16 protein-coding genes and 1 tRNA gene are annotated in these 15,620 nt (G+C 59.2%); 6 read left to right on the forward strand and 11 right to left on the reverse strand.

Annotated features, from left to right (window positions below):
• The first annotated feature begins 26 nt into the window (after nt 1-26).
• Nucleotides 27-962, forward strand: coding sequence for a UDP-3-O-acyl-N-acetylglucosamine deacetylase (gene lpxC, locus D3878_RS20665; protein WP_119787189.1), 936 nt, complete (start codon nt 27-29; stop codon nt 960-962).
• 49 nt (nt 963-1,011) lie between these two features.
• Here lpxC and D3878_RS24475 read toward each other — a convergent pair whose 3' ends face one another.
• Nucleotides 1,012-1,299 (reverse strand): hypothetical protein, encoded by a 288-nt coding sequence (locus D3878_RS24475; protein ID WP_233556409.1) that lies wholly within the window; start codon nt 1,297-1,299, stop codon nt 1,012-1,014.
• A 286-nt stretch (nt 1,300-1,585) separates the two neighbouring features.
• On the opposite strand from D3878_RS24475, the gene D3878_RS20675 reads away from it, so the two are divergent.
• Entirely contained in the window at nt 1,586-2,548 is a 963-nt protein-coding gene (locus D3878_RS20675; protein WP_119787191.1) for a M23 family metallopeptidase, read from the forward strand.
• On the opposite strand, the gene D3878_RS23935 is transcribed toward D3878_RS20675, so the two are convergent.
• The gene (locus D3878_RS23935) at nt 2,540-2,692 is read right to left on the reverse strand and encodes a hypothetical protein (RefSeq protein WP_158592344.1); all 153 of its coding nucleotides are present in this window, start codon (nt 2,690-2,692) and stop codon (nt 2,540-2,542) included. The genes D3878_RS20675 and D3878_RS23935 overlap by 9 nt on opposite strands.
• A gap of 57 nt (nt 2,693-2,749) precedes the next feature.
• Here D3878_RS23935 and secA point away from each other — a divergent pair, with 57 nt between their 5' ends.
• The 4 genes from secA (at nt 2,750) to D3878_RS20695 (ending at nt 8,195) form a co-directional block, all read left to right on the forward strand.
• Nucleotides 2,750-5,515, forward strand: a complete 2,766-nt coding sequence (gene secA / locus D3878_RS20680) for a preprotein translocase subunit SecA (RefSeq protein WP_119787192.1) — start codon at nt 2,750-2,752, stop codon at nt 5,513-5,515.
• Between the two features lie 107 nt (nt 5,516-5,622).
• Complete coding sequence (argJ, locus tag D3878_RS20685; RefSeq protein WP_119787193.1) at nt 5,623-6,861, forward strand: bifunctional glutamate N-acetyltransferase/amino-acid acetyltransferase ArgJ; 1,239 nt, start codon at nt 5,623-5,625, stop codon at nt 6,859-6,861.
• A gap of 20 nt (nt 6,862-6,881) precedes the next feature.
• Nucleotides 6,882-7,748 carry an ATP-binding protein gene (locus D3878_RS20690; protein WP_119787194.1) on the forward strand — a complete coding sequence of 289 codons (867 nt, stop codon included), beginning with the start codon at nt 6,882-6,884 and terminating at the stop codon, nt 7,746-7,748.
• A 21-nt stretch (nt 7,749-7,769) separates the two neighbouring features.
• Nucleotides 7,770-8,195, forward strand: coding sequence for an NUDIX domain-containing protein (locus D3878_RS20695; RefSeq protein WP_119787195.1), 426 nt, complete (start codon nt 7,770-7,772; stop codon nt 8,193-8,195).
• A 51-nt stretch (nt 8,196-8,246) separates the two neighbouring features.
• Here D3878_RS20695 and yacG read toward each other — a convergent pair whose 3' ends face one another.
• The 9 genes from yacG to ispB form a co-directional block, all read right to left on the reverse strand.
• On the reverse strand, nt 8,247-8,423 hold the full coding sequence (yacG, locus tag D3878_RS20700) for a DNA gyrase inhibitor YacG (protein ID WP_119787196.1): 177 nt from the start codon (nt 8,421-8,423) through the stop codon (nt 8,247-8,249).
• A 13-nt stretch (nt 8,424-8,436) separates the two neighbouring features.
• Complete coding sequence (zapD, locus tag D3878_RS20705) at nt 8,437-9,192, reverse strand: cell division protein ZapD (RefSeq protein WP_119787197.1); 756 nt, start codon at nt 9,190-9,192, stop codon at nt 8,437-8,439.
• A gap of 86 nt (nt 9,193-9,278) precedes the next feature.
• Nucleotides 9,279-9,896 carry a dephospho-CoA kinase gene (gene coaE / locus D3878_RS20710; RefSeq protein WP_119787198.1) on the reverse strand — a complete coding sequence of 206 codons (618 nt, stop codon included), beginning with the start codon at nt 9,894-9,896 and terminating at the stop codon, nt 9,279-9,281.
• Between the two features lie 6 nt (nt 9,897-9,902).
• The gene (locus D3878_RS20715) at nt 9,903-10,769 is read right to left on the reverse strand and encodes a prepilin peptidase (RefSeq protein ID WP_119787199.1); all 867 of its coding nucleotides are present in this window, start codon (nt 10,767-10,769) and stop codon (nt 9,903-9,905) included.
• Nucleotides 10,769-12,001: a type II secretion system F family protein gene (locus D3878_RS20720; RefSeq protein WP_119787200.1), complete on the reverse strand. Its 1,233-nt coding sequence runs from the start codon at nt 11,999-12,001 to the stop codon at nt 10,769-10,771. The genes D3878_RS20715 and D3878_RS20720 overlap by 1 nt, the downstream gene beginning before the upstream one ends.
• A gap of 17 nt (nt 12,002-12,018) precedes the next feature.
• Nucleotides 12,019-13,746: a type IV-A pilus assembly ATPase PilB gene (gene pilB / locus D3878_RS20725; RefSeq protein WP_119787201.1), complete on the reverse strand. Its 1,728-nt coding sequence runs from the start codon at nt 13,744-13,746 to the stop codon at nt 12,019-12,021.
• Between the two features lie 348 nt (nt 13,747-14,094).
• On the reverse strand, nt 14,095-14,271 hold the full coding sequence (locus D3878_RS20730) for an NF038104 family lipoprotein (RefSeq protein ID WP_233556410.1): 177 nt from the start codon (nt 14,269-14,271) through the stop codon (nt 14,095-14,097).
• Between the two features lie 145 nt (nt 14,272-14,416).
• A tRNA-Pro gene (locus D3878_RS20735) sits at nt 14,417-14,493 on the reverse strand.
• 44 nt (nt 14,494-14,537) lie between these two features.
• Nucleotides 14,538-15,521 carry an octaprenyl diphosphate synthase gene (gene ispB / locus D3878_RS20740; RefSeq protein ID WP_119787203.1) on the reverse strand — a complete coding sequence of 328 codons (984 nt, stop codon included), beginning with the start codon at nt 15,519-15,521 and terminating at the stop codon, nt 14,538-14,540.
• Between the last annotated feature and the right edge of the window lie 99 nt (nt 15,522-15,620).

Genomic DNA, 15,620 nt, shown 5'->3' on the forward strand with positions numbered 1-15,620 from the left:
CCTCGGTAAATCCATATAGCCCCGGCATGCTCAAACAACGCACCGTCAAACAACTGATCAAGACCATCGGTATCGGCCTGCACTCCGGCACCAGGGTTGACCTGACGTTGCGTCCGGCGCCGCCGGATACCGGCATTGTGTTTCGCCGCGTCGACCTGGCCCCCCCCGTTGAGTTGCCGGCCAGTGCAGTGGGGGTGGGCGACACCCGCATGGCATCGACCCTGGACAAGGATGGGGTGAAGGTCTCGACCGTCGAGCATCTGATGTCTGCCTGTGCCGGGCTGGGCGTCGATAACCTGTATATCGATCTGACTGCGGAAGAAATCCCGATCATGGATGGCTCCGCGTCTTCGTTTGTATTTCTGCTGCAGCAGGCCGGCTTGCAGGAGCAGGAGGCCGCGAAGAAGTTCATTCGGGTCAAGCGGACGGTGGAAGTGCGCGAGGGCGAAGGCGACAAGCTCAAGTGGGCGCGCCTGGAGCCTTACAATGGCTTCAAGCTGAAATTCTTCATTGAGTTCAATCATCCGGCGGTTGACCGTACCGGTCAGATCGCCGAGGTCGATTTCGAGGCCGAATCCTATGTCAAGGAAATCGCCCGCGCCCGCACCTTCGGCTTCATGCAGGACGTCGAAACCTTGCGCGGAATGGGCTTGGCCCGTGGCGGTTCGCTGGAAAACGCCATCGTCATGGATGAGTATCGGATCCTGAATCCGGATGGCTTACGCTATGAAAATGAATTCGTGCGGCATAAGATTCTCGACGCCATAGGCGACCTGTATCTGGTCGGTCACCCGTTGCTCGCTGCCTATGTCGCCCACAAATCCGGCCATGGCTTGAACAATCAATTGCTGCGCGCGCTGCTGGCGCAGCCGGATGCCTACGATATCGTCACGTTCGATTCGCTCGAGCAAGCCCCGCGCAGCTATACCCTGCAGGCCGGCGAGGAGTGGGCGCTCGCCTGAAAGGGGTCGGGGACGGATTCATATTCACGCAAGGGTGGACCACACCCCGCTAGCCGCCACCCTGGTGGCGACTCAGCATGGCTTGCAGCGCGGCCTTCAGGCCGGAATTGCGTGATGATGGTTCAAGCGCATCTTCTAGTGCGGCAAATGCCGTCAAAGCGCGATTTGACAGCGCAATTTGCTTGGAAGTATTTGATTTTTCGTGGATTTTCCCAACTTGCACTTTGATGCGGATTGCGTTAACCTGCCAGCCTTGTTGCTGCAAAAAATTTTGCAATTTTGGCAATTGCTGCTTCAGTTTGCTTGCAAGCGCCGCATTCGGTGCGGCAAGCACCATTTGGCCTGCTTCCAGGTTCAGTACCGAGCAAGTTTCAAACATGACAGGTAGCGCCGTGGCGCAAGCCTTTTCCAGGGCGCCCAGGCGCTCCAGGGTGGGGAGCAGCGTGCCCAGCTGGTCATGTGTTTGCAAAAAGTCCGTGACGCCCAGTGCCGTCCGGGCAGAGCCGCCGCGGGACGGGCGTTTCTGTGGATTCTGTGGTTGCTGTGGGTAAGGGGATGAATATGAGGAAGCCATTTGCCCACCTTATCACACCTCCGCAGGCAGAGCGAGTAACGGAGCCTAGATGCAAATCATAGTTTTACATCCGCGTTTCAGCGCCAGGACGGTGACCCTGACCAGCCGTCACATTGTCGCTTTAGGCGTGCTTTTTCTGGCTGCCGTGCTGACAGTGGCGGCACTGTTGTATTACCTCACCCTGGCGCATGCGGGCAGTGTGCGCCTGCCATTCGCGGGGCAGGCCATGGCTGCGCCAAGTCAGGACGAAGCCGGCCGAAAAGAGCGCTATGTCCGCGAAAACCTGACTGCAATGGCAGTCAAGCTGGGGGAGATGCAGGCACAGTTGATGCGCCTGGATGCCTTGGGCGAGCGGGTGCAGGGCCTGGCCGGGGTCAAGCCCGAAGAGTTCAATTTCAAGGAAAAACCGCCGCGCGGCGGCGCCGATCCCGCCAGTTCTGGCAGTCGCGGGGGTTCGCGTGAATTGAGCATGCAGGAATTTCAGCAAACCCTGGATGCCCTGGCCAGAGATCTTGAGCATCGTGCGGATTACCTGAATGTGGTGGAGTCCTCGCTGATGGCCGACAAGATCAGGTTCAAGCTGCTGCCCACCATTAAGCCGGTCAACTCCAGTTACAACGCTTCCAGCTTTGGCTGGCGCCTGGATCCGTTCAGCGGCCGTAGCGCTTTTCATGAAGGGCTCGATTTTGCCGCCCCGGCCGGTACGCCGATTGTCGCCGCCGCCGGTGGCGTGGTGATCGCTTCCGAATACCACCACCAGTACGGCAATATGCTGGAGATCGACCATGGTAACCAATTGGTCACCCGCTATGCCCATGCTTCCAGGCTGCTGTCGCAGGTGGGCGACATTGTCAGGCGCGGGCAGCATGTGGCTGACCTGGGATCCACCGGCCGCTCGACCGGCGCGCACCTGCATTTCGAGGTGCTTCTCAAGGGCGTGCCTCAGGATCCGCACAAATTCCTGATTGCGGGAGGGCCGCAGGAAAAAGCAGCGGCCCTGGTGTCAAGATAGGACGGCGCTGGTCTCATTCACGCCAAAGGTGTGGCGCGGATGAGACCAGCATGCCTGCTGGCGGCCGATGCGCCCGCCAATTGCACCTGCAGGATTGTCCCATTCTGCCTGCATGATAAAATCTTCAATTTGGCCCAGTTCCACTAGCCTGTTCCGGAATCGAACAGAGTTTATTTACGGCGTCTTTTATACCATTCGAGCATGTCATTCCTGACCAAGATTTTCGGCAGCCGCAACCAGCGGCTGATCAAGCAATACCAGCAAACCGTTCGCGCCATTAATGCACTCGAACCGGCAATGGAAAAACTGTCGGATGTGGAGCTGCAAGCCAAGACACCTGAATTCAAGGAACGCCTCGCCAAGGGGGAGGCGCTCGACAAGCTTTTGCCGGAAGCGTTTGCGGTATGCCGCGAAGCCAGCCGGCGCGTCCTGAAGATGCGCCACTTCGATGTGCAGCTGATCGGCGGCATGACCCTGCATTACGGGAAAATCGCCGAAATGGGCACCGGCGAAGGCAAGACGCTGATGGCGACCTTGCCAGCCTACCTGAATGCCTTGTCGGGCAAGGGTGTGCATATCGTCACCGTCAACGATTACCTGGCCCAGCGCGATGCCGAATGGATGGGGCGCCTGTATGGCTGGCTGGGACTTTCCACCGGCATCAACCTGTCGCAGATGCCGCATGACACCAAGCAGGGCGCCTATGGTTCCGACATCACCTACGGCACCAACAATGAATTCGGCTTCGACTACCTGCGCGACAACATGGTCTACGACAGCCGCGAGCGCGTGCAGCGCGGCCTGAATTTCGCCATTGTCGATGAAGTGGACTCGATCCTGATCGACGAGGCGCGCACCCCGCTGATCATTTCCGGTCAGGCCGAAAGCCATACCGACCTGTACCAGAAACTGAATGCTGTGCCGCCGTTATTGACCTTGCAGGTCGGCGAGGAAACGCCGGATGGCAAGGGCAAGATCGAAGTGCCCGGCGACTATACCAAGGACGAGAAGGCGCATCAGGTCCTGCTGACCGAAGCCGGCCACGACAAGGTGGAGCAGATCCTGACCCGCATGGGCTTGCTGCCGGAAGGCGCTTCGGTTTACGATTCCGCCCATATCAGCCTGATCCATCACCTGTACGCCGCGCTGCGCGCGCATACGCTGTACTACAAGGATCAGCACTATGTCGTGCAGAACAATGAAATCATCATCGTTGATGAATTCACCGGCCGCCTGATGTCGGGCCGGCGCTGGTCCGATGGCCTGCACCAGGCAGTCGAAGCCAAGGAAGGCGTCGAGATCAAGGCCGAAAACCAGACGCTGGCATCGATCACCTTCCAGAATTTTTTCCGCATGTACGGCAAGTTGGCCGGCATGACCGGTACTGCCGACACCGAAGCCTACGAATTCCAGCAAATCTATAGCCTGGAAACCGTGGTGATTCCGCCCAACCGGCCGAGCCAGCGCAAGGACAAGCAAGACCAGGTCTACAAGACTGCCGAGGAAAAATACGGCGCCATGCTCAAGGATATCCAGGAGTGCCAGGAGCGCAGCCAGCCGGTGCTGGTCGGTACCACTTCGATCGAGAATTCGGAACTGCTGTCGGGCCTGCTCACCAAGCACAAGCTGCCGCATAACGTGCTCAATGCCAAGCAGCATGCGCGTGAAGCGGAAATCATCGCGCAAGCCGGCCGTCCGAAAATGATCACCATTGCCACCAACATGGCCGGTCGCGGCACCGACATCGTCCTGGGCGGCAATGTCGAAAAGCAGATCCAGATCATCGAAGCCGATGCCAGCGTCGGCGAAGACGAAACTCAGAATAGGGCGCAAAAGCTGCGCGACGAATGGCAAGCCCTGCACGACCTGGTGGTCGGCGCCGGCGGCTTGCACATCATCGGCACCGAGCGCCACGAATCGCGCCGGGTAGACAACCAGCTGCGCGGCCGCTCGGGCCGCCAGGGCGATCCCGGATCTTCCCGTTTCTACCTGTCGCTGGATGACCAGTTGCTGCGTATTTTTGCCGGCGACCGCGTGCGCGCGATCATGGAACGCCTGAAAATGCCGGAAGGCGAGCCGATCGAAGCCGGCATCGTGTCGCGCTCGATCGAATCGGCGCAACGTAAGGTCGAGGCGCGCAATTTCGACATTCGCAAGCAACTGCTTGAATACGACGATGTCGCCAACGACCAGCGCAAGGTGATTTACCAGCAGCGCAACGAGCTGCTCGAATCGGGCGATGTCGCGGAGATGATCGCCTCGTTGCGCCAGGGGGTGTTCACCGAGCTGTTCCGCGGCTTCGTGCCCGAAGGCGCGATGGAAGAGCAGTGGGATATCAAGGGGCTGGAAGCGGCGCTGGCTGCCGAATGGCAGCTGGAGGTGCCGCTGGCGACGATGCTGGCGGCCGAGCCGAACCTGTCCGACGAAGAACTGCTGGAGCGTGTGCTGAAGGCCGCCGAGGAAAGCTATACGGCCAAGGTCGGGGTGGTCGGCAAGGAAGCATTCGGCGGTTTCGAACGCAGTGTCATGCTGGAGAGCATAGACCGGCATTGGCGCGACCATCTGGCGGCACTCGACCACTTGCGCCAGGGTATCCATCTGCGCGGCTATGCGCAGAAGAACCCTAAGCAGGAATACAAGCGCGAAGCCTTCGAGCTGTTTGGCCAGATGCTTGATCTGGTCAGGAATGAAGTGGTGCGGATAGTGACGACTGTACGCATCCAGTCGCGCGATGAAATCGATGCTGCCGAACAGGAACTGGCGCAGTCGCATATATCCAATGTGCATTACCAGCACGCTGATTTCAATCCCGATGCCGCGCCGGAAGATTTGCTGGCACCGCGCGCGGATGCTGAAGCGGCCAGGGGGCAGACGATGATCAACGCGCTGCCCAAGGTCGGACGCAACGACGCTTGTCCCTGCGGCAGCGGCAAGAAGTACAAGCAATGCCACGGCAAGCTGGCATAAACAAGCGCCTGCATGCCGAAATGAACCCGCAATTGCGGGTTCATTTCATTGGGCGGGCACAAATGCCTGCCATGTCAATAAACTTTGATTTTTGAAAGCGTGAAACCATGGCCGTCAATCTTCCTCTTCCCGTTCCCGCCAGCCTGAAGCCGGTTGCCGGCATTGCGCTTGGTCACGCCGAAGCCGGCGTGCGCAAAGCCAACCGCAAAGACTTGCTGGTAATGAAACTGGCGCCGACAGCAACCGTCGCCGGCGTCTTTACCACCAACCGTTTTTGCGCCGCGCCGGTGCAGGTCTGCAAGGCGCACCTGGAAGCCTTGCGCATCTCGGAGTCCCCCATCCGCGCGCTGGTGATCAATACCGGCAATGCCAATGCCGGCACCGGTGAGGCCGGCCTGGTCAACGCCAATGCCACCTGCGCCGCCCTGGCCGAACTGCTCGGCTGCGAAGCTGCGCAAATCCTGCCGTTTTCCACCGGGGTGATTCTCGAGCCCTTGCCGGTCGATCGCATCAAGGCGGGGCTGCCGCAAGCGGTTGGGAATCTGCAGGAAGACAACTGGTACAACGCCGCCGAGTCGATCATGACCACCGATACCCAGCCCAAGGCGGCTTCGCGCACGGTGACCATCAATGGCGTGACCATCACCCTGACCGGCATCAGCAAGGGCGCCGGCATGATCAAGCCCAACATGGCGACCATGCTCGGCTTCATGGCCACCGACGCGAAGGTGGCGCAGCCGGTGCTGGAGCACATGGTCAAGGAAGCGGCTGACAAGTCGTTCAACTGCATTACCATCGATGGCGACACCTCGACCAACGACTCCTTCATGCTGGTTGCAACCGGCGCCGCCGCACTGGAGGTCAGCGATATCGATTCGCCTGAATACGCGGCGCTGCTGGCGGCGGTGACCGGCCTGTCGCAGGAATTGTCGCAGATGATCGTGCGCGATGGCGAGGGCGCCACCAAGTTCATCACCATCACGGTCGAGGATGGCGCGACGGTCGAGGAGTGCCGGAAAATTGCTTATTCGATCGGCCATTCGCCGCTGGTCAAGACCGCATTCTTCGCCTCCGACCCCAATCTTGGCCGCATTCTGGCGGCGATCGGTTACGCCGGCGTGGATGACCTGGACGTCAGCAGGCTCAACCTCTACCTTGACGATGTGTGGGTGGCGAAGAATGGCGGGCGCAATCCTGATTATCGCGAAGAAGACGGCCAGCGCGTGATGAAGCAAAGTGAAATCACGGTACGGGTCAAGCTCGCTCGCGGCGAGGCTGCCGCCACCATCTGGACTTGCGACTTGTCGCACGACTACGTATCGATCAACGCGGATTACCGCTCGTAAGCCAAGGTGCAAAGAACAACATGACGCAACTGGACCAATTTCTGACGCGTGCCGAAACCCTGCTGGGACGGCTGGAAGCGCTGCTGCCGGCTACGCATCCGGCCCCTGACTGGAAACTGGCGCATGCCTTCCGCTGGCGCAAGACGGGCGGGCGCGGCCATCTGCAGCCGGTCACACATGCCTCGGCGATCCGCCTGTCCGACCTGCATCACATCGGACCGCAAAAAGAACAGATCGAACAGAATACCCGTCAGTTCGTCGAAGGCAAGCCGGCCAACAATGTCTTGCTGACCGGCGCGCGCGGCACTGGCAAGTCGTCGCTGATCAAGGCTTGCCTGAACCAGTTTTCGGCGCAAGGCCTGCGCCTGATCGAGGTCGACAAGACCGACCTGGCCGACCTGGCGGATATCGTCGAGCTGGTGGCCGGACGTCCCGAGCGCTTCGTGATTTTTTGCGACGATCTTTCCTTCGAAGAGGGGGAGAGCGGCTACAAGGCGCTGAAAGTGGCGCTGGACGGCAGCGTTGCCGCGCAATCCGACAATGTCCTGATCTATGCGACCTCGAACCGCCGTCACCTCATGCCCGAGCGCATGGCCGACAATGCCAGCTATAGCCATGACGACAACGGCGACTTGCATCCCGGCGAAACCGTCGAGGAAAAGATTTCGCTTTCCGAGCGTTTCGGCCTGTGGGTATCGTTTTACCCCTTCAAGCAGGACGATTACCTGGAAATCGTCGCCCACTGGCTGGGCCATTTCGGCTGTCATTCCGCCCAGATCGACGCGGCCCGGCCGGACGCCTTGCGCTGGGCGCTGCAGCGTGGCTCACGCTCGGGCCGGGTGGCATGGCAATTTGCCCGTGATTACGCCGGCAGGAATCAGGCATAAGTGGCAATTCAGGACCCATTTATGAAGCAGCCCGCATCTGCATCCGCAGCCGCGCCGATCGATGTGGCGGTCGGTATCCTGATGCAGGCGGATGGCGACATCCTGCTGGCGCAGCGCCCGCCGGGCAAGCCGTATGCCGGTTACTGGGAATTCCCTGGCGGGAAAGTGGAGGCGGGCGAATCCATCCTCGATGCCCTGAAGCGCGAATTCGTCGAGGAGCTCGGGGTCGAGATCCTGTCGGCAGAGCCCTGGTGCGGTGTCGAGCATGTCTACCCGCATGCGCATGTGCGCCTGCATTTCTACATCAGCCGCCACTGGCGCGGTGCGCCGCAAAGTCTGGAAGGCCAGGCCTTCGCCTGGCAGGGCAGTGTGCAGGTCGCGCCGATTTTGCCGGCGACTATTCCCTTGCTGGAAGAACTCGACAAGCGGCGCTACGACACCCGGTAGAGCGTCCAGTTGAATTCGGAGGCCGCATCATGATGCGGCCTACTACTCCTACTACTGCTGGTCGTCGAAATCCTTGGGCGGGTTGACTGCCGGGATCGTATATTTTTCTTCTGCCCAGGCGCCCAGGTCGATTTGCTTGCAGCGTTCCGAGCAAAACGGCCGGAATTTATTTTTCTCGCTCCATTCGACCTTTTTGCCGCAGGTCGGACAATCCACTGTCGTAGCCATAACTGTAAGCGATTCAGAAATTACAAAGAGTCAGTTCGAACGGCACATCGATTTCCAGGGGCTTGGGTTTCATGTCGCCACCCTGCGATGTAAAACGTATCCACAGCATATACTTGTTGGCGGAAATCTCCGGGATGGCCCCCAGGCTTTCATCGATGTTGAGACGCAGCATTTGATAGACCTTGCCTTGCAACATCTGCTGGTAACTCCCCGCTTGCGCGATCATCTTGGCCGGCCGGCCGGATTCACGCAGTAGCCGCAATACTAGCGCAATTGCCTCGAACAGGGGCGCCAGCGGCGCGAACCAGGCGGCGATATCGGCGCTGCGCGCCTCTGCCGAACGATGCTGCCAGGCATAGTAGGAGGGCAGGTCAAATTCGCAGGCCCCCCCAGGAATGATGGTGCGCCCCCGTATGCTCATCAGCCATTCATTCTCGCGCACATTCTGGCCGGTCTTTCCCTGCGCCGCCATGAGCGCACTGCTGGTGCGGTCAAGCTCCCCCAGGATGGCATCGAGCATCTCGGCCTGAACATTCGGATTGGACTTGAAGCCGAGCAGCGTTTGCTTTTGTCGTTCGAGTTCTTGCAGCAGGTCGGACTTGAGGTCGGCGCGACCGGCGACTTCGAGCATTTCGAAAATCGTGGCAAGCGCGGCGTGGTGTTGCAGAGGGTGCGTCTGGTGAAAGAAGAAATTGAATTTCTCGTACAGGTCTTCCAGCCGCAACAAGGTGCGAATACGCTCGTTGAAAGGGTATTCGTAGACAATCAAAGTAGCATCCTTTTAAAGTTGTGCCGGCCCAATAGATTGTGATTCTGAACGATGCGGCAAAAAATTACAAATGCTGCAGCAATTTTTTATGTTCCGGCATGCGCCAGCGAACAATACAAGGCATGTAGTCGCTCGACTTGCGGATCCAATGCCGCCGGATCGCCATCGTTCAACAGGATATCATCGGCTGCCGCCAGGCGTTGCGCGCGCGTCGCCTGGGTCGCCATGATGGCGCGCACCTCGGCTTCGCTCAAGCCATTGCGGTCCATGACCCGAAGCAGTTGCTGCTGTTCGGGACAATCGACCACCAGCACCCGCGACACACGTTCCTTCCAGTTGCCCGATTCCACCAGCAGGGGTACCACGAATATCCGATACGGTCCCTGTGCCTGTTGTGCAAGCCGCTCGCATTCGCTCTTGATCAAGGGATGCAGAATCGCTTCCAGGCGCTTTTTTGCCGCCGGGTCCGCAAACACGGCGGCACGCATGCGGGCACGGTCCATGGCTCCGGTCGAAGCAATGAAATCCGCGCCGAATTGCGTGGCGATGGCGGGCATGGCGATGCCCCCCGGCTGCGTCAGCGCGTGGGCGATCTGGTCGGTATCGATGAGTGCCGCGCCGCGCGCGGCAAACATGTTGGCAACGGTCGTCTTGCCGGAGCCGATGCCCCCAGTTAAACCTACCGAAAATGCCGCAGCAGCCATGTTGCTTCAGAATAGATATTCGAGGTAAGCCGAAGTAATGGAATTTCCATACAACATGGCGATCATGCCCGCCGCCGCCAGGTAGGGACCGAACGGGATCGGCTTCTCCCGTCCATGCTTGCTGAGGACGATCAGGGCGATGCCGACCACCGCGCCCACCAGAGAGGACAGGAGGATGATCACTGGCAGCATTTTCCAGCCCAGCCAGGCGCCCAGCGCGGCCAGCAGCTTGAAGTCGCCATAGCCCATGCCTTCCTTGCCAGTGGCCAGCTTGAACAGCCAATAAACCGACCATAGCACAAGATAGCCGGCGGCCGCGCCGATGACGGCGTCCGTCAGCGGCACGAAAGCCCCTTGCAGGTTGATCAGCAAGCCAGCCCATAGCAGCGGATAAGTCAGGTCGTCCGGCAGCAACTGGGTATCGGCATCGATGAACGTCATGGCAATCAGCAGCCAGGCGAACAGCAGGCTCGCCAGGCCGGCAGCGCCACTGCCGAAATGCCAGATCAGGAAAAAGGACAGCGCGCCGGTCAACAATTCCACCGCCGGATAGCGTGCAGAGATCGGCGCCTTGCAGGCGACGCATTTGCCGCGCAAGATCAGGTAACTGAGTACCGGGATGTTTTCCCAGGCGGTGATGGCGTGGCCGCAGTGCGGGCATGCCGAGAGCGGCATCACGAGGTCGTAGCGGTCCTGGTGCGGCAGCGGCTTGCCGCTTTCACTGGCGACATAGTTGTCCGATTCGCGCTGCATCATTTTCGGCAGGCGATGGATCACGACGTTGAGGAAGCTGCCGATCAACAGGCCGAGTATGCCGGCCACCGCGGCGCTGGCCAGGCTGCCCGGCGCCGCGAACAAGAGTGCATCCCACATCAGACCACCGCGCCCAATTTGAAGATTGGCAGGTACATGGCAATCACCAGGCCGCCGATCAGTACGCCGAGAATTGCCATGATCAAGGGTTCCATCAGGCTGGAGAGCGACGCGACCGCTTCATCGACTTCCTCTTCGTAAAAATCGGCGACCTTGCCCAGCATGGAATCGAGCGCACCGGATTCTTCGCCGATCGCCACCATTTGCGTGACCATCGAGGGAAATACATTGGCATTTTGCATCGCGGAAGTCAGGCTGGTACCGGTGCTGACTTCAGTCTGGATTCTTTTTGTGGCATCGACATAGACGGCGTTGCCCGAGGCGCCGCCCACCGAATCCAGCGATTCGACCAGCGGCACGCCGGCGGCGAACATGGTCGCCAGCGTCCTGGTCCAGCGCGCGATCGTCGCCTTGCGAATGACGTTACCGAAAATTGGTGCTTTGAGCAAGGTGCGGTCCATGAAATGCTGCACTTTTGCTGAACGCCTCCAGGACTGGAAGAAAAGATAAAGCGCGGCGAATATGCCGCCGAATATGATATACCAGTAGGCGACAAAGAAATCCGAGATCGCCATTACCATCAGGGTAGGTGCCGGTAGATCAGCGCCAAAGCTGGCGAAGACTTCCTTGAAGGCGGGAACTACCCAGATCATGATGACGGCGGTAACGACGAAGGCAACTACCAGAATCGAAATCGGGTAAAACAAGGCTGATTTGATCTTGGCCTTGATTGCCAGAGTTTTTTCCTTGTAGATCGCCAGGCGTGTCAGCAAGTCTTCCAGAATGCCCGCCTGTTCGCCGGCGCCGACCAGGTTGCAGAAGAGCGCGTCAAAATACAGCGGGTATTTGCGGAAGGCCTGGTTCAGGCTGGTGCCAGTTTCGACATCGGCGCGGATATCCAGCAGTAGCTTGGCCACCGAGGGATTGGCATGGCCTTTGGCGACGATTTCAAACGATTGCAGCAGCGGCACGCCGGCTTTCATCATGGTCGCCAACTGGCGGGTAAACAGCGTGATGTCCTTGTCGGTGATTTTCTTGCCGCTGCTAAAGGATCGCTTCTTGACCTTCGTCACCATGATGCCTTGCCGGCGCAAGGTGGCGTTGACCACCGCTTCGCCATTGGCGCGCATCTCGCCCTGGACGATCTTGCCTTGCCGGTCCTTGCCGTGCCAGACATAGACGGCTTCCTTCGCCGAGCCCGACATTGTGGTTTTGCGTGCGGCTGTGGCCATGCTTTATCCCCTCTGTATCATTCGTTGGTGCAGCCCACGACTTCTTCCAGGCTGGTCAATCCGAGCCTGACCTTGACCAGGCCGGATTGCCGCAAGGTCCTGATGCCTTCGCGCCGCGATTGTTCTTCGATTTCCAGCGCCGTGCCATGGCCGAGGATGATGCGTTCGATTTCTTCGGAAATCGGCATCACCTGGTAAATGCCGACGCGGCCCTTGTAGCCGCTGCCACTGCAGCGCTCGCAGCCGACCGCCTTGTACGGTTGCCAGCTGCCGTCGAGTTCTTCTTCCTTGAAGCCGGCGTCCAGCAGTGCCTCGTCCGGGATGGTGGTGGCTTGCTTGCAGGTGCACAGGCGCCGCGCCAGGCGCTGTGCCGTGATCAGGATGACCGAAGAGGCGATATTGAAGGGCGCCACCCCCATGTTCATCAGACGCGTGAGCGTTCCCGGCGCATCGTTGGTGTGCAGGGTGGAAAACACCATGTGGCCGGTTTGTGCCGCCTTGATGGCGATATCCGCCGTTTCCAGGTCGCGGATTTCGCCCACCATGATGATGTCCGGATCCTGCCGCAGGAAGGCTTTCAGCGCGACCGGGAAGGTAAGGCCGGCGCGGTCGTTGATGTTGACCTGGTTCACCCCTGGCAGGTTGATTTCAGCCGGGTCTTCCGCGGTCGAGATATTGATGCCTGGCTTGTTCAGGATATTCAGGCAGGTGTACAGCGACACGGTCTTGCCGGAGCCGGTCGGGCCGGTCACCAGCACCATGCCGTAGGGGCGTTCGATCGCATCGAGCAATAGCTCTTTCTGGTCCGGATCGTAGCCGAGCGCATCGATGCCCATCTGCGCCTGGGTTGCATCCAGGATACGCATGACGATCTTTTCGCCGAATAGCGTGGGCAGGGTGCTGACGCGGAAATCGATCGACTTGGTCTTCGATACCACCAGTTTCATGCGGCCGTCCTGCGGCACCCGCTTTTCCGAGATGTCCAGCTTGGAAATGACCTTGATGCGCGAAGCCAGCTTTTCCTTGATCGCCAGCGGCGGCTGCGCGACTTCACGCAGGATGCCGTCGACGCGCAGGCGGATGCGGTAAAACTTTTCGAAAGGTTCGAAATGCAGGTCCGAAGCGCCCAGATTGATGGCATCGATGAGGATTTTCTGCAGGAACCTGACGACGGGCGCATCGTCGATATCGGTCGTTGGCCCGCTTTCCACGGCGGTCGTGGTATCGACATCGGCAAAATCGATGTCCAGGTCGTCACCGATCAGTTCATTCAGATTTTGCTCGGCGCTTTGTCCAAGCTTTTCGATCAGTTGCAAGAGCGCCGGGTGTTCGACAATGACCGGTTCGACCGACAATTGCGTCTGGAACTTGATCTGGTCCAGCGCCTGGGAATTGGTTGGATCGGAAATCGCTACCGAGATCTTGTTGCCGCGTTTGGCCAGGGCAATGACGCGCTGGCTTTGCATCAGCTTGACATCGAGGATGCCTTCCGGGCGTGTATTCATGCTGAAACTGCCGATATCCAGGACAGGATAGGCAAAAGTTTCCGAGCAGAATGCGGCCAGGGCGCGCGGTTCTATGTGTTTGCTTTGAACCAGTGCATCAATAAACGGAATTTTCTCTGCCTGGACCCGTTTGGTTAATGCCTCAACTTGCTGCGCAGAAAGATGTCCGGCATGCAGCAATACCCGCGCCAAAGCGGGAATCGCGGTGCTGGAAACCGTATTGGGGAAAACTGCCGCCATAAAGTTGTTGTGCTGAGTACCAGAAAATCATCCAAGTCGCGTTAGATGATGCCTATAGGCATCTGATTTGTAAAGATATTGTGATTCTTTGTTAAGTCATCAGTGTGTGAATCGATACACTTTGGGGCGCTGCAATGCGCGCATGCGGGGTGGAAATATTATCGTTTTGATAATTTTCTGATGAGAGCAAGCAATGCGACGAGGTGGGCAAAAAATAGGGGGGTCAAAAATGCACGTCGCCAGGATGCATTGGTTTCGGGCTCAAAGCGTATGAGCAAGGACAAGAGAATTGTCTTTGAGAGTACCTTTGTCCCCAGTGGGCATCAACGCCAGCATTTACTGCGAGACTTACTCTTCATCTTCATCGTCCGGGATCACGGCATCGGCCACTGCGCCGACCGTCTTGGCGGCAACCTTGACGCCAGTCGCGGCGACCGTGACAGCGGCATCCACTACGGTGACGACAGCGCATCCGGTCAGGCAGAGCGCAAGGGCGATCATCAGCAACGTTCGGAGTAGTTTCATGGTCATGTGAGCAGGCGCAAAGCTTAACAGGCGAATACCGGGTTTTAGCGTCTTGGCGCTGCTGGAATCGATGCCGTCACCGTGGTCCGGCCCATAAAATGCAAACAGGTCCCGCGCAGGGACCTGTGAGAGCGGGAGGGAATTCTGGTCGGGGTGAGAGGATTCGAACCTCCGGCCTCTACGTCCCGAACGTAGCGCTCTACCAGGCTAAGCTACACCCCGATTGCGGCGCCGACCCTAACCGAATCCCCTTGAGGATTCTCGGCTCAATGATTGCGGCCCACCGCGAAAGCGCATAATTCTAGCAAAGATTCCTTGGCTTGGCTATTGCCCCAGCCACGGATTGCATCGGCTGCGCGCTGGGCGGCCTGTTCTGCGGCGCGTTTGGTGTAATCGAGCGCGCCGGAGCTGGTGACTGCATCCAGAATGGCGGCGAAGTGGGATTCGTCGCCATTCTGGATGCAGGTGCGCACCAGTTCACGCTGGCTCGGGGTGCCGTGCTGCAGCAGGTATATCAGCGGCAGGGTGGGTTTGCCTTCGCGCAGATCGTCGCCGACGTTCTTGCCGATCTCTTCCGCGTTGCCCGAGTAATCCAGCACGTCGTCGATCAACTGGAAGGCGGTGCCCAGTGAGCGTCCATATTCTGCCGCTGCTTCGACGTCGGCCGCCGAGGCGCCGGCAGCCAGCGCGCCGATCTGGGTCGCGGCCTCGAACAGCTTGGCGGTCTTGGAGCGGATGACCTGCAGGTAGCGCGCCTCGTTGACATCCGGGTCGTGCATGTTCAATAGTTGCAGCACCTCGCCTTCGGCGATGACATTGGTGGCGTCAGCAAGAATTTGCATGATCCGCATGTCGCCGACCGCAACAATCATCTGGAAAGCGCGTGTATAGATGAAATCGCCGACCAGTACCGAGGCGGCATTGCCGAACAGGGCGTTGGCAGTCTGGCGGCCGCGCCGCAGCGACGATTCATCCACCACGTCGTCGTGCAGCAGGGTGGCGGTGTGGATGAATTCGATCAGGCCGGCCAGCGTATGGTGAATATTGCCTTGGCAGGCGTGCGCATTGGCGGTCAGCAGCACCAGCATTGGCCGGATGCGCTTGCCGCCGGCGCTGATGATGTATTCGGAGATCTGGTTGACCAGCGGGACATCCGAGTTCAGTTGCTGGCGAATCAGATGGTTAACCGCTTCCATGTCGGCGGCGATGGGCTGGAGGATGCTTGCTTGGGTAGAAAGGGTGGCGGACAAGGGTAAGCCTGCGAAATCATTGATATCTTGCGAATTATACGATGAGAAGCGGCTGTGATCGGGCCTCTGGACTTGTGGCAAGTTCGCTATCGGTTAGGG

The organism is Noviherbaspirillum sedimenti (assembly GCF_003590835.1).
GTDB lineage: Bacteria > Pseudomonadota > Gammaproteobacteria > Burkholderiales > Burkholderiaceae_D > Paucimonas > Paucimonas sedimenti.